The sequence below is a fragment of the Bdellovibrio sp. genome (assembly GCF_047637665.1).
Taxonomy (GTDB): domain Bacteria; phylum Bdellovibrionota; class Bdellovibrionia; order Bdellovibrionales; family Bdellovibrionaceae; genus Bdellovibrio.
Map to the genome: position 1 here is coordinate 65,810 of NZ_JBLJBT010000024.1, position 13,775 is coordinate 79,584.

At 43.3% G+C, this 13,775-nt stretch carries 18 protein-coding genes and 1 pseudogene; 17 read left to right on the forward strand and 2 right to left on the reverse strand.

All coding sequences use genetic code 11. The features are described from left to right. Window positions 1-26: 26 nt before the first annotated feature. The 9 genes and pseudogenes from ACM64D_RS07845 to ACM64D_RS07885 all read left to right on the forward strand — a co-directional run bounded on the left by ACM64D_RS07845 (window position 27) and on the right by ACM64D_RS07885 (window position 6,335). Window positions 27-413 (forward strand): hypothetical protein, encoded by a 387-nt coding sequence (locus ACM64D_RS07845; RefSeq protein WP_415062647.1) that lies wholly within the window; start codon window positions 27-29, stop codon window positions 411-413. Continuing rightward, window positions 410-529 (forward strand): annotated as a pseudogene (locus tag ACM64D_RS07850) (helix-turn-helix domain-containing protein); the annotation flags it as partial. The gene ACM64D_RS07845 and the pseudogene ACM64D_RS07850, both read left to right, overlap by 4 nt. A 128-nt stretch (window positions 530-657) precedes the next feature. After that, complete coding sequence (locus tag ACM64D_RS07855; protein ID WP_415062648.1) at window positions 658-858, forward strand: hypothetical protein; 201 nt, start codon at window positions 658-660, stop codon at window positions 856-858. Then, window positions 842-3,163, forward strand: a complete 2,322-nt coding sequence (locus tag ACM64D_RS07860; protein WP_415062649.1) for a recombinase family protein — start codon at window positions 842-844, stop codon at window positions 3,161-3,163. The genes ACM64D_RS07855 and ACM64D_RS07860 overlap by 17 nt, the downstream gene beginning before the upstream one ends. 2 nt (window positions 3,164-3,165) lie before the next feature. Then, window positions 3,166-3,378, forward strand: coding sequence for a hypothetical protein (locus tag ACM64D_RS07865; protein ID WP_415062650.1), 213 nt, complete (start codon window positions 3,166-3,168; stop codon window positions 3,376-3,378). A 228-nt stretch (window positions 3,379-3,606) separates the two neighbouring features. After that, on the forward strand, window positions 3,607-4,056 hold the full coding sequence (locus ACM64D_RS07870; protein WP_415062651.1) for a hypothetical protein: 450 nt from the start codon (window positions 3,607-3,609) through the stop codon (window positions 4,054-4,056). 143 nt (window positions 4,057-4,199) lie between these two features. Continuing rightward, complete coding sequence (locus ACM64D_RS07875; protein ID WP_415062652.1) at window positions 4,200-4,466, forward strand: hypothetical protein; 267 nt, start codon at window positions 4,200-4,202, stop codon at window positions 4,464-4,466. A gap of 43 nt (window positions 4,467-4,509) precedes the next feature. Further along, the gene (locus tag ACM64D_RS07880) at window positions 4,510-5,424 is read left to right on the forward strand and encodes a hypothetical protein (RefSeq protein WP_415062653.1); all 915 of its coding nucleotides are present in this window, start codon (window positions 4,510-4,512) and stop codon (window positions 5,422-5,424) included. Between the two features lie 32 nt (window positions 5,425-5,456). Continuing rightward, the gene (locus tag ACM64D_RS07885; RefSeq protein ID WP_415062654.1) at window positions 5,457-6,335 is read left to right on the forward strand and encodes a trypsin-like peptidase domain-containing protein; all 879 of its coding nucleotides are present in this window, start codon (window positions 5,457-5,459) and stop codon (window positions 6,333-6,335) included. 132 nt (window positions 6,336-6,467) lie between these two features. Here the strand turns inward: ACM64D_RS07885 and ACM64D_RS07890 are convergent, their stop codons facing one another. Continuing rightward, window positions 6,468-6,740, reverse strand: coding sequence for a helix-turn-helix domain-containing protein (locus ACM64D_RS07890; protein ID WP_415062655.1), 273 nt, complete (start codon window positions 6,738-6,740; stop codon window positions 6,468-6,470). A gap of 122 nt (window positions 6,741-6,862) precedes the next feature. On the opposite strand from ACM64D_RS07890, the gene ACM64D_RS07895 reads away from it, so the two are divergent. From ACM64D_RS07895 to ACM64D_RS07920, 6 genes are all read left to right on the forward strand, one after another. Beyond that, a complete protein-coding gene (locus ACM64D_RS07895) occupies window positions 6,863-7,081 on the forward strand; it encodes a helix-turn-helix domain-containing protein (RefSeq protein ID WP_415062656.1) in 219 nt (72 codons plus the stop codon). A gap of 172 nt (window positions 7,082-7,253) precedes the next feature. After that, window positions 7,254-7,556 carry a hypothetical protein gene (locus ACM64D_RS07900; RefSeq protein ID WP_415062657.1) on the forward strand — a complete coding sequence of 101 codons (303 nt, stop codon included), beginning with the start codon at window positions 7,254-7,256 and terminating at the stop codon, window positions 7,554-7,556. A 1-nt stretch (window position 7,557) separates the two neighbouring features. Next, window positions 7,558-9,012, forward strand: coding sequence for an ABC transporter substrate-binding protein (locus ACM64D_RS07905; protein ID WP_415062658.1), 1,455 nt, complete (start codon window positions 7,558-7,560; stop codon window positions 9,010-9,012). Beyond that, complete coding sequence (locus ACM64D_RS07910; RefSeq protein ID WP_415062659.1) at window positions 9,009-9,857, forward strand: hypothetical protein; 849 nt, start codon at window positions 9,009-9,011, stop codon at window positions 9,855-9,857. The genes ACM64D_RS07905 and ACM64D_RS07910 overlap by 4 nt, the downstream gene beginning before the upstream one ends. Window positions 9,858-9,893: 36 nt before the next feature. After that, window positions 9,894-10,979 (forward strand): sensor histidine kinase, encoded by a 1,086-nt coding sequence (locus ACM64D_RS07915; RefSeq protein WP_415062660.1) that lies wholly within the window; start codon window positions 9,894-9,896, stop codon window positions 10,977-10,979. Between the two features lie 8 nt (window positions 10,980-10,987). Then, window positions 10,988-11,224 (forward strand): hypothetical protein, encoded by a 237-nt coding sequence (locus tag ACM64D_RS07920; RefSeq protein WP_415062661.1) that lies wholly within the window; start codon window positions 10,988-10,990, stop codon window positions 11,222-11,224. 5 nt (window positions 11,225-11,229) lie between these two features. On the opposite strand, the gene ACM64D_RS07925 is transcribed toward ACM64D_RS07920, so the two are convergent. Next, window positions 11,230-11,910, reverse strand: coding sequence for an Abi family protein (locus ACM64D_RS07925; RefSeq protein WP_415062662.1), 681 nt, complete (start codon window positions 11,908-11,910; stop codon window positions 11,230-11,232). 568 nt (window positions 11,911-12,478) lie between these two features. On the opposite strand from ACM64D_RS07925, the gene ACM64D_RS07930 reads away from it, so the two are divergent. Together ACM64D_RS07930 and ACM64D_RS07935 are read left to right on the forward strand one after the other, a co-directional pair. Then, on the forward strand, window positions 12,479-12,988 hold the full coding sequence (locus tag ACM64D_RS07930; protein ID WP_415062663.1) for a hypothetical protein: 510 nt from the start codon (window positions 12,479-12,481) through the stop codon (window positions 12,986-12,988). Window positions 12,989-13,178: 190 nt separating this feature from the next. Continuing rightward, the gene (locus ACM64D_RS07935) at window positions 13,179-13,529 is read left to right on the forward strand and encodes a KH domain-containing protein (protein WP_415062664.1); all 351 of its coding nucleotides are present in this window, start codon (window positions 13,179-13,181) and stop codon (window positions 13,527-13,529) included. The last annotated feature ends 246 nt before the right edge of the window (window positions 13,530-13,775 follow it).

The window sequence follows — 13,775 nt, forward strand, 5'->3', positions numbered from 1 at the left end:
AACGTATTTAACTGAGGAGGTATTTGATGATTAACAAAGAGGAGGTGGTCGCAAAGATCACGGTAACTAAGGAAGCAGAAGAGGCAGTTAGCCAGATTGTCATCAAGGTTAATGAAGGCTTTGAGGCGGGGCGCGTAAATAGACAGGATGTGGCAAGTTGGATTATAAGTCGTTTTATCGAATCCTTCTCTGACGTGGAAATTCAACAACTTAGATCGGCCTTTTTTAATGAAATTGCTCTGTTAGAGGCTATTCTTAAGAAGGCAAAGCAAAGCGGCAATATTCCTGCGGAGCTGAAAGCGGCTCTTATAGGACAAATGAATATGGCCTCAGCCCCTAGTAGAAAGAGCAAGAGATATTTGACAAGAGAGTCCATCAATGATGGACTAATGAAAGATGAGGAAGCAGCGTGAGCCCGACACAGTTCAAGGCAATCAGAGAAAGACTTGGGCTATCCCAAGAAGAATTGGCCCGAGTGCTGTGTCTCTCTGGGAAAAAAGTTGTGAGCAACATTGAAACCGGGGTGAGAAATCCTGGCCGACTTGTTGTAGTGATAATGCAAATTCTTGACGAGCTTTCCTCAAAGAAGGCGAAGGAACTCATGGGACTTTTGCAGGAATACAATCAAAAATTAGGTGATCGTGAGAATAACAATTGATGAAAAGAGGACGTAAATCGAATCCTCTCTTCTCAGTTCCAGAAGGAATTACAGTCATCTTACATCCTGTACCAGAGCCTACCGCTGAATTCCAAAAGCGCACCAAAGAAGTGCAAGAGATGCTTGCAAAAATAATACTCTTGTCGAAAAAAAGAGGTCGGCCTTCAACGAAGGAGGATGAATATGAAAAAGTCGCTTAAGATCGGAGCCTACATCCGGGTTTCCACAGATCGTCAGGTTCAAGTCTTTGAGGGGTCTCTTGATACGCAAAAGTATCGCATGCAGGAGTTCGTTAAGAATCGCAATAGAGAAAATAAATCCTGGGGCGAGATTGTTGAGTTCTATGTAGATGAAGGGCTTTCTGCGGGTACGGATAAGCGCCCTCAATATCAAAAGATGATGGCCGACGTTCGTTCAGGGAAAATAAATTTGATACTAGTTGCAGACATTTCGCGTCTTTCAAGAAGTGTGCATGACTTCAGTATTCTTTTGAAAGAATTGGAAAAGAACAACGCCAGCTATCTTTCAATGAAAGAGCAATTTGACACGACAACTCCAGCAGGGCGGTTGATGATAAATATGGTTGTCAATATGGCGCAGTTCGAAAGGGAGCAAACTTCCGAACGTGTATCGATTAACTGCAACTCTAGGGCACTTCGCGGATTCGTTAATGGTGCGCGAGCGGTCCTTGGCTTTACGCGAGATGAAGAAAAGTCAGGGGTTCTTTTGATCAATGAAGAGGATGCCAAAAAGGTGCGAACAATCTTTAAAATATTCCTTGAGCAGGGAAGTATTGGGAAAACTCTTCCAGTTATCGAAGCATTGAATATTCGTCCGAAAGGAATTGAGAGCGAAGAAAACTATGCTTCGGAACCTCGTAAATGGAATTACTCGGCAATTAGGGATTTGCTTATGAACCCCGCCTATGTGGGCCTTAAAGAAGTAAATAAAAAGAATAAAGAAATGGACCCTGAGCATCTCAAGCCTTGGCAACAATATCAGGTAGTAAAAGCATCGTGGCCTGCAATTATTGATGAAGAGCAATTTGAGGCCGTTCAAAAGTCTCTTGAGGAGAATGCGAAGACAGAGCGACGAAGAATTGAGAAGGCGGAGCGACGAATTTTCTTGTTGTCAGGAATTTTACGTTGCGGGGAATGTGGTCGTCCTTTGAATGGCCAATCGTCGCATGGAGAAAAAGATGTGCATAGATACTATGCCCACTCTTATAAAAGAGGCGATTCAACCAAATGCTCTGTGAAAAGAATCAGGGCTGATGATGTTGAGGAAGTTGTGGTGAATTATTTGAGTGAAGTTATTTGTCGCTCAGGATACTTCGATCAGATTGAGGATAGATTGAAGCAGTCTTTAGAAGGCACCCCTTCCCAGATAAAGAATGAGATCACTAAGGTCAAAAAAATCTTAGCAGATACTGAGGCGGAAATTGCATCGACCTTTAAATTACAAATGCAAATGAGTGGTGGAACCGAGTCAGCGGCCTTGGCGGCTGAGCACCTAGAGAAATTGGGAAAGCAAAAGAAAAGTTTGATGGCATTTTTAGAAAATCTGAAGCTTCAGGAGGAAAATATTGTTGAAGCCGGAGAAGTAGTAAAAGTCATTGAAGAGAAAGTCTTGGAGTTCAGAAAGGGCTTCCCGAAGGCAACGCCAGTTCTGAAAAGAAGACTTGTGAGAAAGGTCTTAAAGAAGTTGGTGCTCACTCCGAAGGGCTTGGAGACATTCTTCTGCGTGGATGAGAACGATGTTGAGAAGGCGGCTGGGCGACATGTCCCTGGGGCCTCAGCTAAAATATTGAGATTTGAAAGAAAAAAGGAATCGGAAAGTCAGATTTTGGGCGCGACAGAGCCTCCAGCGTTGCCCCTGCGGGCTGCCGGATCTGATTTGATTCCGTCGTTTGAATTTTTGCTTAATGATGGAAATGGATGCCCTTCTAGCCCATCTCGCAGGAAATCGAGCCCCCACGATATCATTGAGTTTTTTGAAGTTTCCCAAGAGCGTATTTACGAGATTTCGGCCCCTCTCTATAAAGAAGGCCTGTCCCTAACTGAAATTGCCGAACAAACCGGGCTAAAAAGAACTGCTATTTGGAAGGCTTTAAAGGCTCATCAAAAGGAATTACATCCAAAAAAGACTGTTCATTACGAGAGATGGAGAAAAGGCCACAAACGGACGGGAGCTAGACCTCCCTACGGGTTTTGTTTGCTTCAAGGTGAGGTCGCTAGGGAACCCAAAGAGTATCCGACGCTCCTGATCATTTATAAGCTATGGGCCCAAGGCGATTCGATCATGTCCATCCTTGGGGCATTGACAAGTAAGGGCATGAAATCACGCACGGGCAAGGACTGGAGCTACGGTGTCATTAAAGCCATTGTTCGGCGTATAGACTCGGGTGCCATTGTTCACCATTCGGGAAGACTCATGTTGTCAGAAAGCTTTCTCAGCGGAATGTGTCTTCAACCAAAAAGTAAATCAAAACAGAAAAAGAGGTAGTCATGAATCTCACGAACTTAATCCTATGGAGTACCGGCATCATCACCGCGTTGGCAGGAGTCCACAACATCGACTTCATTCATAGAACCATACTGAAAGCTCAGGCGCAGCTCATCTATGAATCACGAACTGAAACTTGGGGCTCGCCGAAGTTCTTGTTTCAAGAACCCAAGGGCAAGAAAAGTTCTTCCAAAGTAACTCAAGAAAGAAACTGATTTCAGATAACAAGTCCTCCGTCTGATTTTGACGATCCAAGAGCAAGGCTCGTTAATTCCCACCTCAGCATCAGACCCCGCCAAGGCTTGGCCTTGTCATGGTCTGCGCCGCTTCGCTCGGTCGGCGGGACGAGCCATGCTCTTTCCTCTCTTGTTGCCCCCTCGCCCCCCTCATCTTCTGCGAAGGGGAGCCTCGATCAAGGGGCATCAAGCAAAACGGAGGAACTTATGAAATCAGAAATCCAACAACGTCTTGAGCAACTTGCAATTCAAAGAACAAATGCCTTTTGTTATTCTTGCTATAAAACCGTAACTGCCTTGCACTGTCCCTCTTGTGGTTCCGATGACTTCATGAGGGAAATTCCTGAAGTTGGAGTGGAATATGGCACTGACTGGGTAATCCGTCAGATCTTGACTGAGGAGCTTGAACCGGTGGACGTGGACGCTGCCTTTGAGGAGATGGTTCGCGAAGTGTATCCAGAAGAAGTGACTGTCGGTTGGATGACGTTGGATACAGTTTCTGTAATGAAGGAAATGGACCCAACCTCGTGGCGTATTGCTGTTCAAGAATGGATAGAGAATGAGGAACAGGAGGGAAACATTATGGTTTTCGATGGTGGGAATAACTATTATAGGGTTTCTGATCTTGAACAACTGTTGCGCGAAGAAGGGCTATGAGTAGCCCTGTTTCGCCTTGATATAGTTCTGAAATTGAGACAAACGAACGTACCATTTTGTGCTCACTGAAATTGATATAAAGTTTTAGCCGAAGGTGTCGATATAATCTAAAATGTATTTACATATTTAAGCGGAAGGCTCTTATGAATCTTAGTGCACAAGTTACATTGGATTTGCCGAATATAGATGATGAATCAAGAAGAAAATTTTACGAGAAGCTACAGCAAGAGAAGTGGCGGAAGATCGGAGATATAACCACCACTTGGAAAATTACCTTTGTCGCTGAATTTACCCCGCAAACTGCATTGGAGGCACTAAAGACTGATTTAGCCAATGCAGCGAAAATTGCCAAGGCATCCTACACCGCCTCAATAGCCATTGGCTTCGAGCCCATCAAAGTTTCTGGATAGTTTAAGAAGTTGCTGAATATTGTATGTTTAGGAGGGGGTGAAGGTGTCCGGACAAATAAGTTTTAAACGTGAGCTTTCTACAGGACAGCGAGCGGTGAGGGAAATAGCACAGTCGCTCCAAGGAAGGGGCAGATTGCGTCCTGACCGGGAATCAGTTGCCATAGCTCTTAAGCAGCTTTGTATCCAGGATTTGAGGATTCAGAATGACATGCTATTGAATCAAGAACTACAAGCGAAGAGATATTCACCATATTTGTTTGATTATCTAACCTATCACTCTCGGTATTCTGAATTCTTTGGAAGAACTTTAACCATCGAAAAGCCATTTAATTTTATTTATAGCCGAGATGATTTCGTTAAAATGGATGGTCTGGTTCTTGACAGTAGGCTTTTTCATGGGGGAATAAAACACAAGAGCACCTTCGCTTGCATTCTTGCTTTGGTAAATGGCGAGATATTAGACAGCGACTCTTGGGGGTTAATGTATTTTGTAAATGAAGGCATTCTTTCTGTTGCTGGCGGTGGTAATCATAGAACTTTAGCTCAGTTGATGTTTGGTAATTATGATTTTACTCCAAATCAAAAAATAATTTGTGAGTCTCATGACCTTCCAGTACCTGCAAAGTACTTAAATGAAGTCCTTCTTGAGTTTGATAAGATGACTCTTTCCCGTAGGGTCCGATTGAGTATGAAGAGGGGATCTAAAGACATAGAGATATTGGTTAATTTTATGGAGGAGTCGGAGGAGGAGTTTAGAGAGTTGTGTGCGAGCTATATAGCAATAGAGTCGCGATCAAGGGAGCATCTACTATCTCCACTGACTTTTGAGGAGATCTTTGAGCATCTGGCATATTATCGGGAATGGAAAAAAATGGGTTTTATCCAAAGGTTTCATAGAAGATTCATCCAATCAGCGGAGATGAAGCCATTTGAACTTTTCCTATCAAGAGAGCTTTAGAAAGTTGTAGATAATTTGAAGAGGTAGAAGTTATGAGAGATGTTGCGATCCCGTCATCTGGTATTCATCCCTTATCCTTAAAGAGTTTGAAAATTGAGGTTCTCAATATTTCGGATACTGTAATATCAAGCGCCACCGGCTTTATTGTTGTGAAAGATGGAATTAAGTATTTGGTCTCAAATTATCATGTCTTTTCGGGGAGAAACTGGTTTGAGGAAAAATGTCCATTGGGGGACTCGAAGACTCCATGTAAAGTGAGAATCTATATACACACCTCTGAAGCTCCCGAGGATCAGAAAAATATGGGTTTTGAGCCATCGACGATTGAGCACGTTGAAGATTTATACGCGAGTGGGACAGAAAGATTTAAATATCTTACTGAGGAGGTTGAGGGAAGTGTTGAAATTGTTGATGTTGCCTGTTTGCCTCTAACAAACCCAACTGACTTTGCAGCAATCAGTATTTTAGATATGAATTTGTTATCCCGGACGCATAACGATGTTTTATGCTGTGATGCAGTTAAAATATGTGGATTTCCATTTGGAATTGCGATCTCGGACGTTTTTCCGATTTGGAAAATGGGCATAATTTCTTCAGAACCAAGTATGGGATGGCGAGGATTAAGTTGCTTTGTTATTGATGCAAGGACAACCAGCGGGATGTCAGGTTCACCTGTCTATCACGTTATCTCCAGAGCATATCAGGCCAGTAGTTCAATGAAAATATTGGGTGGCCCTGTCGTAGATAATTTTGTGGGAATATACTCTGGCAGAATTCAACTTCCGAAGGAAATAAAACAGAAGTTGTCGGTATCGGATCAAAATATTATTGGTGATAGTAGTGTCGGCTTAGGGCTTGTGTGGAGTCGCGAATATATTTATAAAATCTTAGATTTTTTCAATTACAAATAAGTCGTATCGCTTTTAACAAGTCTAGGTGCCCCTATGGAAATTCTTTCTCATATCTTGCTAAAATTCTTGAATGACTTGAGTCTGAACACGCTCGTAACATAATCTAACTAAGGATGCCCCCAAAAAACCGCTTCATCTCCTCACCATATTAAACTTTCGTCGAAGGTCCTTTTGCACTTTCTGCAAGGTGGTGAACAGCATGGCCTCAAAAAGCTCTTCTGCGGAAGTTCTGTAAAGATCAGCGATTTTCTTTAGCATTTGAACTGGTGGGGAGGAAACGCCCCGTTCCCAATTTGACACGAACTGAGCGGTGGTATAGCCAAGCCTCGTGGCAACCTCCCGTTGGGATAAGTTGGCGGCAATTCGTTTTTCTTTTAAAAGTTCAGCCAAGGAGGAGCTTTTCATTCATCTTGCCTTTCCGTTGGTTTCAGACTTCGAAGGATCATACACAATCAATAATTTATTGCAACCCCATTAAGTTCGCAACTGCGAATCCGCAAAGCCGAACTAATTGCTAGGCTCTTGATATGAAAGAAAAACGACAAGACCCCTTAGGGACGTTGCGAGTACAAATTCAAGAACTCATTCTGGAATCATATCCCACGGTGGAGCAATTCTGCTGGGATAAAGACGTTCCCAAATCCACTGTTTCCAATTTCTTAAATGCGGACCGAGATCCGCGTTTTTCCACGATTGAAAATTTGGCGCAAGCCTTAGGTAAAAAGATCGTTATTCGTCTTGAGTAGGATCTGGGGATGCAATCCTTAAAGTTAGAGGGCCTCATTTCCTACGGGGCAATCTTTGTACCATCTTGCGCGGCCTAAAAAATCTACAAAACAAAGGGCCTTTCCCTCGTAATAATGTCAAAAATATGGCAGAAACGGAGAACTCTCGTCAGAGGGCAACTAGGGGGATATTTTGGAAATCAAAAAGATCATTTCCATTTCGTTGATTATTGCGGGAACATCTTCCGTTCAAGCGCAAGAATTACTATTGCACCGATACGTTTTAACGCCCAGTCAAGTGATTGACGGCATTACTTATGAGCGAGTTCGGGAAATCCTGGGCAAAGAAAGGTTCATTCAATATGGCGAGCCCATTGTGGTTCAAATCAACAAAGAAGAGAACACCGTGGATCTTTCTGATTTTGACGGTTGGACTGTGCGTGTACCTCTTGAGCTCGCGACTACCCAACCCAATAAAGTTGATGCAACCAATTAGTATGCGTAGCCATATCGACGTTTTTATCGCAAGCAGTAATGGTGTTCCTTCCTTCAATCCATTGGATTCGGATGGAACAAGTAATGCGATTCACGTTGAACAGCTAGTGGGGACGCTGGTTCGTATGCACCCATCAGGTCGCTACGAAGGATACCTTGCCGGGTCATGGACCAACAGTTCTGATTTCAAGGAATGGACTTTCCAGATCAAACCGAATCTGACTTGTGAAGATGGAACTTCCATTACCGGAGAGAGTTTTGCGAAAAGTCTGCATCAAGTTATTCGCCTTTTTAAGAAACACTCTGAAATGCCGCTCATTGATCGTCTGCAGGGGTATGAAGACTTTGAAAAAGCGGGAAATATCTTTGGCATTCAGGGGAAAGGGCAAACTCTTAGCTTGAGATTTGCAAAACCCGTAGAAGCCGGTCTTTTAGAGTATCTTGCTTTGCCGTTTTTGGGTTTCTATTGCGAAAATAACTTTAGTCCGGATGGATCTTGGAAGGATAATTCCAAAATTATCTCTTCGGCGGCGTATCGCGTGGATAATTGGAAGGGTGAGGGGCCCGTGCCAATGAAGCTTCGACGTGATTGGATTAAAATGGCAAACAATCCGCCCGAAAGTTTGATGGTTTATACGCAATCCGCCGAGACAATTAAGCCCGCGCCAGAGCGCACATTTATATTCTCTTACCTTTTGGAAGAAGAAAATATTCCAACAAAATATCAAGTCGTAAAAATGCTGCCGACCATTTTTAATGGCATTATGATTTCTCCAGAGCATAATGAGTGGCTTAAGGATGTAAGCAATCGACGCCTTTTAAGAGACGCTATTAAAGAGGCGCAAAAGAATGTGCCGCTAACGATTGCAAGCGCAACGCCCGTTGACAGCTTTTATCCGCACATGAGCGAGGCGGTGCTTGTAACCGCTAAAAAAAGAGAACGTCACTTTCCATTGAAGAAGCCTTTGTTGGTTGTTGCCTCTAGCAAGCCGACTCCTCAGGCGGCGTATCAATTAGCCGTTTTAAAAAGTGCTTTAGAGGACTTGGCCATTCCCTATGAGATTAAAGTCAGGGACTCTGGGCAAAAAGACATGATGAAGACATATCGCGACCCTAAGAATTACGATCTTCAGCCGGTGGGTGTGAATATTGGCGGCGGCATAGAAAACCAGCTTATTAAATTCATGTTTTGCTCCAACCTTGGAGTAGCATTCTCAGACCCGAGCAAGCGCATTTGCGCCTTGGTCGATGAGTACGAAAAGCGTTTTGGTGATGTTGTACCCCAGGAAGCCATGCGCGAATATATCAAGAAATTCGACACCTATGTCTGGGAAGATGCTGCTGTGGTCCCGGTAATTAAAACGGGTCACGCTTGGCTTCTGTCGCCGGATCTTCCTGTGGGACATATTAGTCCTACGATGGACACTCCTTATTTTGATTTATTTGAGTTGAAATGAAGATTGAGCAATTCCTAAAGCGCATTCCAGACTTCAAAGAGATTCAAGAATCACCTCTCGTTCTTGAGGGACGGGATGTTGCATTTCAGACCAGCGTGATCTTGAAAAATGGCTATTGCCAGGGTACAGGATTCGCTCAAGATGCAAAGCTCGCAAGGCAGATTGCACTTTCGGAAGCTCTGGAAAGACAGATTGTTTTTGATTTGGCCCAGTCCTCGCAAAAAGCCGAGTTCCTTTTAGATGAATATCCCTCGACCTGTGGATTCGCGGTTGGTTACGACGCTGAAAGTACAAAGCATCGAGCGGTTGCCGAAGCTGTTGAACGATGGGTCCGATCAAAGTGGATAGATGATCGGTATTTTCTTTTGGAATTCCCCTTAAAAAGTCAGGAAATAAACTCACTGGAGGGATGGTTCGCAAAACATTTTACTGAGGTAAGATGTTTTGTTAGTTCTAACCAGATTGTCGTCGAGGGAGTTCCACATAGTGCGAACTCTTTGATTGTCGTAGGCCTAACTCGCAACGGAGCGTTTGTGGGCTCTAAAACAGTTTTAGATGGCAAGGTGCCATTAGTGTCAGCGTTGGTTGAACTCTACAGACATTTGCGCCTTTCTGAAGAAGACAATCAAACCTATCGTGAGCTAGAGGTTATTAAACATTTTGCCAATAACAAATCGCTGGCCTTAGAGCAGATTCTAAGGGCGACGCGGCGACCAATGCCAGAGCCCCAACTGCGTTTTTTAAAAGAGGTCCCCACGGGAGTGGAGGGGGTTTTCTGCTACCGTGCTCTTTGTGAGAATTTCCGAGGATGGCACGGGAATGATGTCAGACGTTTTGTCTATTGAATGTCTATGAATACCCGTCGAATCTTTTTTTATCTTATGCCTGTCACCCTTGTTCTTGGAATTATCCAAGGGGTTTTCTATTTCTTACAAACAACGCAGGCCCAGACCTCGGCGCAAGCAATTCAAGCACTTTTACGTCAGGAACTTTCCAGCAGTAATACCTTTTTGATTTCTCGAACGCTCAGTGATCTTCGAGAATCGGGTCTTATTAAATGCGTGAAGCTTGTCGAACTCAAGACAGGACAAGTTCATTTGGATTTAAGATTTAAAGATAAATGTGGTGGGGCCTTTTGGTTATTGGAGGGAAAGGTCGTTAACGCCGATTTTAAAAGTCTTAATGGAGCACAGTGGAGAGTTGATTTTGAATCTGTGAATGGCCGTTTTTTTGAAATAAGTCTGTGGCTTGCTAGAATCCTATTTTCAGGACTTATGCTTGCGGGTGTAGCTCTGTTCTATCGTCGCGAAGATAAGTATAAAAAAGAAGAGTTGAAGAAGGAAAAACTCAAGGAGCTGGCAGCGCAGGCGGCGCACGACGTGGCAAGTCCCTTGACGCTTCTTAATGCTTTGGTAGGTTCTGATATTATTTCCACTGAGGCCAAACAAATTGTGGGATTGATTGGGGAAAGAGTCCAGGGAATCGTTGGGAATTTAAAGAACCAAACAGTGCAGATTGAGGGGGATGAACGGCAGTCCTTTCTCAGTGTCGATCTGATAGCGTGCTTAGAAATCGCATTGCGTGAGGCGAAATCCCGATATGCGAATATAGAATGGAATCCTCCTGGCATTCCGGTCATGGTGAAGGCGGATCGAGACGATCTGATAAGAGTCATTTCAAATATTTTGAACAATGCGATTGAAGCCTCATGGAAGTCACAAAAAACAATATCTTTAGGTATCAGTGACTATGATTGTGTGACTTTGTCAGTCCAGGATGGGGGCGTGGGCATAGCCGCGGATGTTTTGCATCGTTTGGGGGAAAAGGGAGTCACTCACGGAAAGCAAAGTGGTAAAGGACTTGGGTTGTATCATGCCAAATCCTGTCTGTCGCAATGGGGTGGAACCTTATCCATTGATAGCCGTCAAGGTGATGGGACGACCATCACTTTGGTTTTCTTGAAATAGCGTCTATCGTGATGGGACCACACCGAAATAAATCTAAGAAACATCTTACTCGCCTTGATGTCATCATTATTAAAGCTCATAGACTTGAAACCAAGAAAGAGATTTTGGCACGGGCAAAAGAGCTAGCGAAGAAGATGGGCTCGGCGCACGGTTGGACTCAACTTCAAGTGGAAGAATCAACGATTCCCGCAATCCGCGAAGGGCAAAGAATTTGCTATTTTTTTGATGTGTGGGGCGTGGTCTAATTCTGTCAAAAGCCATTAACTATGACAGAGGATGGCCCTTCTTTAAGAAGTCGATCGAACTCAGACCTATCGATTAAAATGTGCATTTCTGAGTTGATCCAGTTTAGGCACTCAAAGATAGATTCAAATTTGTCGTTGAGGTTTTTGTCCTTAAATATTGGTTCATGATGTGCCACTCGATTTCTCAAAATTTTTATAGCCTCAAATTGGCGATAGATATCTTGAACTTGTTGAGAGCGCAGTTTTGTGTAATCAATTTTATAATTCGGAAAGACTTTTTCTAGGATCGAGTTATTGATTTTTGCAAATCGAGGTTGGAGAAATTGCAGCCATTTTCCAAATGAAAGATTGGCGATGACTTTAGGATTTTTTGGGGGATGCCCCGCATCCTTGATGGCTTCATCGATGGATTTAATTAGGTCGGCATTTTTATTGCTGGTTGGATCAATTTCCTTCTTATTCATAGGCCAATCAGAACAGTTAAGTTTGGCATTCCATGCTTGAGAAATTGAGTTCCGGAGAGCGACCTCCAAAACTGAGATCGCCTTAAACACCTCAGCCGAAAGCAATACATTGTACTTATAGGCTTGAATGGTCTCCTTTTGACCCAAAGTCTGGTGATTGCTGTAAGTATTTAATCTTTCTTGGGAAAGTCCATTTATTAGCAATTGATAATTTACAGTCATAAAAGCCCTTGATTTTTCTGCGAAATGGCCGATAATACGTTCATACACCTTGGTTGCTCACCTACTTTACTGTAGAAGCCCGAGGTTTTTTTTTGCCTGAATTAGTCCGCTGAAAGTCTTTTTAGTCCACGTTGTTTTTACCATATCAGCCTCGAACCTACCTATGGCACTTAACCTTCATAGTCCAATAGTTTGTAGGCCGTCCGGTTCCATAGGTGCCTGTTTGTATCTTGGTTTCGTCGAGTATTTCGACTGATTTACACTGACCGAGAAACATATCCTCCAAAAGTTTTTGGCGATCTTCTCGTTTGTCGCCGTCGAAGTTGAAGTCGATCACGTTTTTTACTGTTACCTTATAGTCATAAGAGGGACTATCTGACGGCTCGGTACGAAGTGCGTTGCTTGTTTCAAGTTGTCGCAAGAAAAACTGGGGCCCTGCACAGCTAGTGATAAGCGTTGTCAGAAGAATGGTGAAAGCTATATTTCGAATGATTGCCTCATCTACTTTACCGATATATATTTAAGTTAGTTTATAAAAAAAGTTAATGAGGAACAAGGACGAATGTTTATGCAGTATGGAGTGGTGCAAAAACTCATCGCCTTAATTTGTATTCTCGCTTGTGCGAGCTGCACGACAATGTCTAAAACTGCGCGAGTTCCAGAGGCTTGTCATCGAGGCATGGAGTTGTCCTTTGATAAGCCATGGCTCTATTGGCTAGTGGGAGTCACCACGCAGCAAGGATACTGCGCTATATTTCCAGAGTTAAGCTTTGAAACAGGTTTCTATTATTACACCTACAGAGACAAGTTAGATTATGCAGTGTCGGTTGATGGAGGCGTCCCTGACAGTGGGGCCTCGGCAGGAATGTTATATAGTCTTGCGACAATGTACGGTTGCTACGGTGACGCCCGGGATCTCTTCTATCAAAGACTGTCAGAGAAAAAATTAGAGATTTTTGGAGAAAACCTTACTAACCACAGTCGAACCATCATGGTTAATATCGACTCGTTGATCTTGAATGATCCAAACCTCAGAAAATCTTGCTTACGCTATAATGGCTGGTCAAGATTTTGGTAGCAGACGCCTGGCTCAGCCCCCCGGCTATAGAATTTAAAAATAACATCCGTATCTATTCGTTCTGAAAAAGAAATCCATCAAGGTGGACACGCACCTTTCAAAAAAATATTAATGCTATTTGTGTTTAATGCCGTTGAAGCAGAAAACTTTTTAGTCTCGGATCTTGTGGTTCCGGAAAGGAGAGACTTCAATGAGCGACTTAAAGACACCCCTGAGTGTCATCAGAAGAACAAGGCTTGGTGTGAATCCCACTTCGCGTACTTCCGATGTTTCAAGTAAAGAGCAAGTAAGTGAAGATCTGAAGCGAAGGATCGAGGATTTTTTAAAGATGATGGTCGAAGACTCTGCGGATATTAAAATTTCAGTGATTCAAGGTGAGCGTACCACGATATTCTCGATATCTTGTGGACGACACAACATTGCAAAAATATTGGGCCGAAAGGGAAAGACAATTGATGCTATCCGAACTTTGGTTGCGTCGATCACGGGTCGGTATGGTTTTAGGGCCATCGTCGAGGTTCCCTATTTTCCCAATGAATGAGTCTCAGTCTGAGTCAGTCAAATTGAGAAATGCGAGATCGTATGTGTATTTTTAAAGTTGTTTACTTAAATCGCCGAAGAGTTTGACAGAAAGAAAAAGTGGGAGTGCATTGAATGAGCGAAGCAAACTTGCTGACAAAACCGAGTCAAGTGCTTGACAACGCTGAGTTGTTTGGTAACTTATACTCAGCAACTCAGCAACTCAGCAACTCAGCAACTCAGCAACTCAGCAACTCAGCAACTCAGC

What these genes read in the sequence shown, in the direction of transcription:
- ACM64D_RS07845 (WP_415062647.1), top strand. Translation starts at nt 27, where the DNA reads ATGATTAACAAAGAGGAGGTGGTCGCAAAGATCACGGTAACTAAGGAA.
- ACM64D_RS07855 (WP_415062648.1), top strand. Translation starts at nt 658, where the DNA reads ATGAAAAGAGGACGTAAATCGAATCCTCTCTTCTCAGTTCCAGAAGGA.
- ACM64D_RS07860 (WP_415062649.1), top strand. Translation starts at nt 842, where the DNA reads ATGAAAAAGTCGCTTAAGATCGGAGCCTACATCCGGGTTTCCACAGAT.
- ACM64D_RS07865 (WP_415062650.1), top strand. Translation starts at nt 3,166, where the DNA reads ATGAATCTCACGAACTTAATCCTATGGAGTACCGGCATCATCACCGCG.
- ACM64D_RS07870 (WP_415062651.1), top strand. Translation starts at nt 3,607, where the DNA reads ATGAAATCAGAAATCCAACAACGTCTTGAGCAACTTGCAATTCAAAGA.
- ACM64D_RS07875 (WP_415062652.1), top strand. Translation starts at nt 4,200, where the DNA reads ATGAATCTTAGTGCACAAGTTACATTGGATTTGCCGAATATAGATGAT.
- ACM64D_RS07885 (WP_415062654.1), top strand. Translation starts at nt 5,457, where the DNA reads ATGAGAGATGTTGCGATCCCGTCATCTGGTATTCATCCCTTATCCTTA.
- ACM64D_RS07890 (WP_415062655.1), bottom strand. Translation starts at nt 6,740, where the DNA reads ATGAAAAGCTCCTCCTTGGCTGAACTTTTAAAAGAAAAACGAATTGCC.
- ACM64D_RS07895 (WP_415062656.1), top strand. Translation starts at nt 6,863, where the DNA reads ATGAAAGAAAAACGACAAGACCCCTTAGGGACGTTGCGAGTACAAATT.
- ACM64D_RS07905 (WP_415062658.1), top strand. Translation starts at nt 7,558, where the DNA reads ATGCGTAGCCATATCGACGTTTTTATCGCAAGCAGTAATGGTGTTCCT.
- ACM64D_RS07910 (WP_415062659.1), top strand. Translation starts at nt 9,009, where the DNA reads ATGAAGATTGAGCAATTCCTAAAGCGCATTCCAGACTTCAAAGAGATT.
- ACM64D_RS07915 (WP_415062660.1), top strand. Translation starts at nt 9,894, where the DNA reads ATGCCTGTCACCCTTGTTCTTGGAATTATCCAAGGGGTTTTCTATTTC.
- ACM64D_RS07925 (WP_415062662.1), bottom strand. Translation starts at nt 11,910, where the DNA reads ATGACTGTAAATTATCAATTGCTAATAAATGGACTTTCCCAAGAAAGA.
- ACM64D_RS07930 (WP_415062663.1), top strand. Translation starts at nt 12,479, where the DNA reads ATGCAGTATGGAGTGGTGCAAAAACTCATCGCCTTAATTTGTATTCTC.
- ACM64D_RS07935 (WP_415062664.1), top strand. Translation starts at nt 13,179, where the DNA reads ATGAGCGACTTAAAGACACCCCTGAGTGTCATCAGAAGAACAAGGCTT.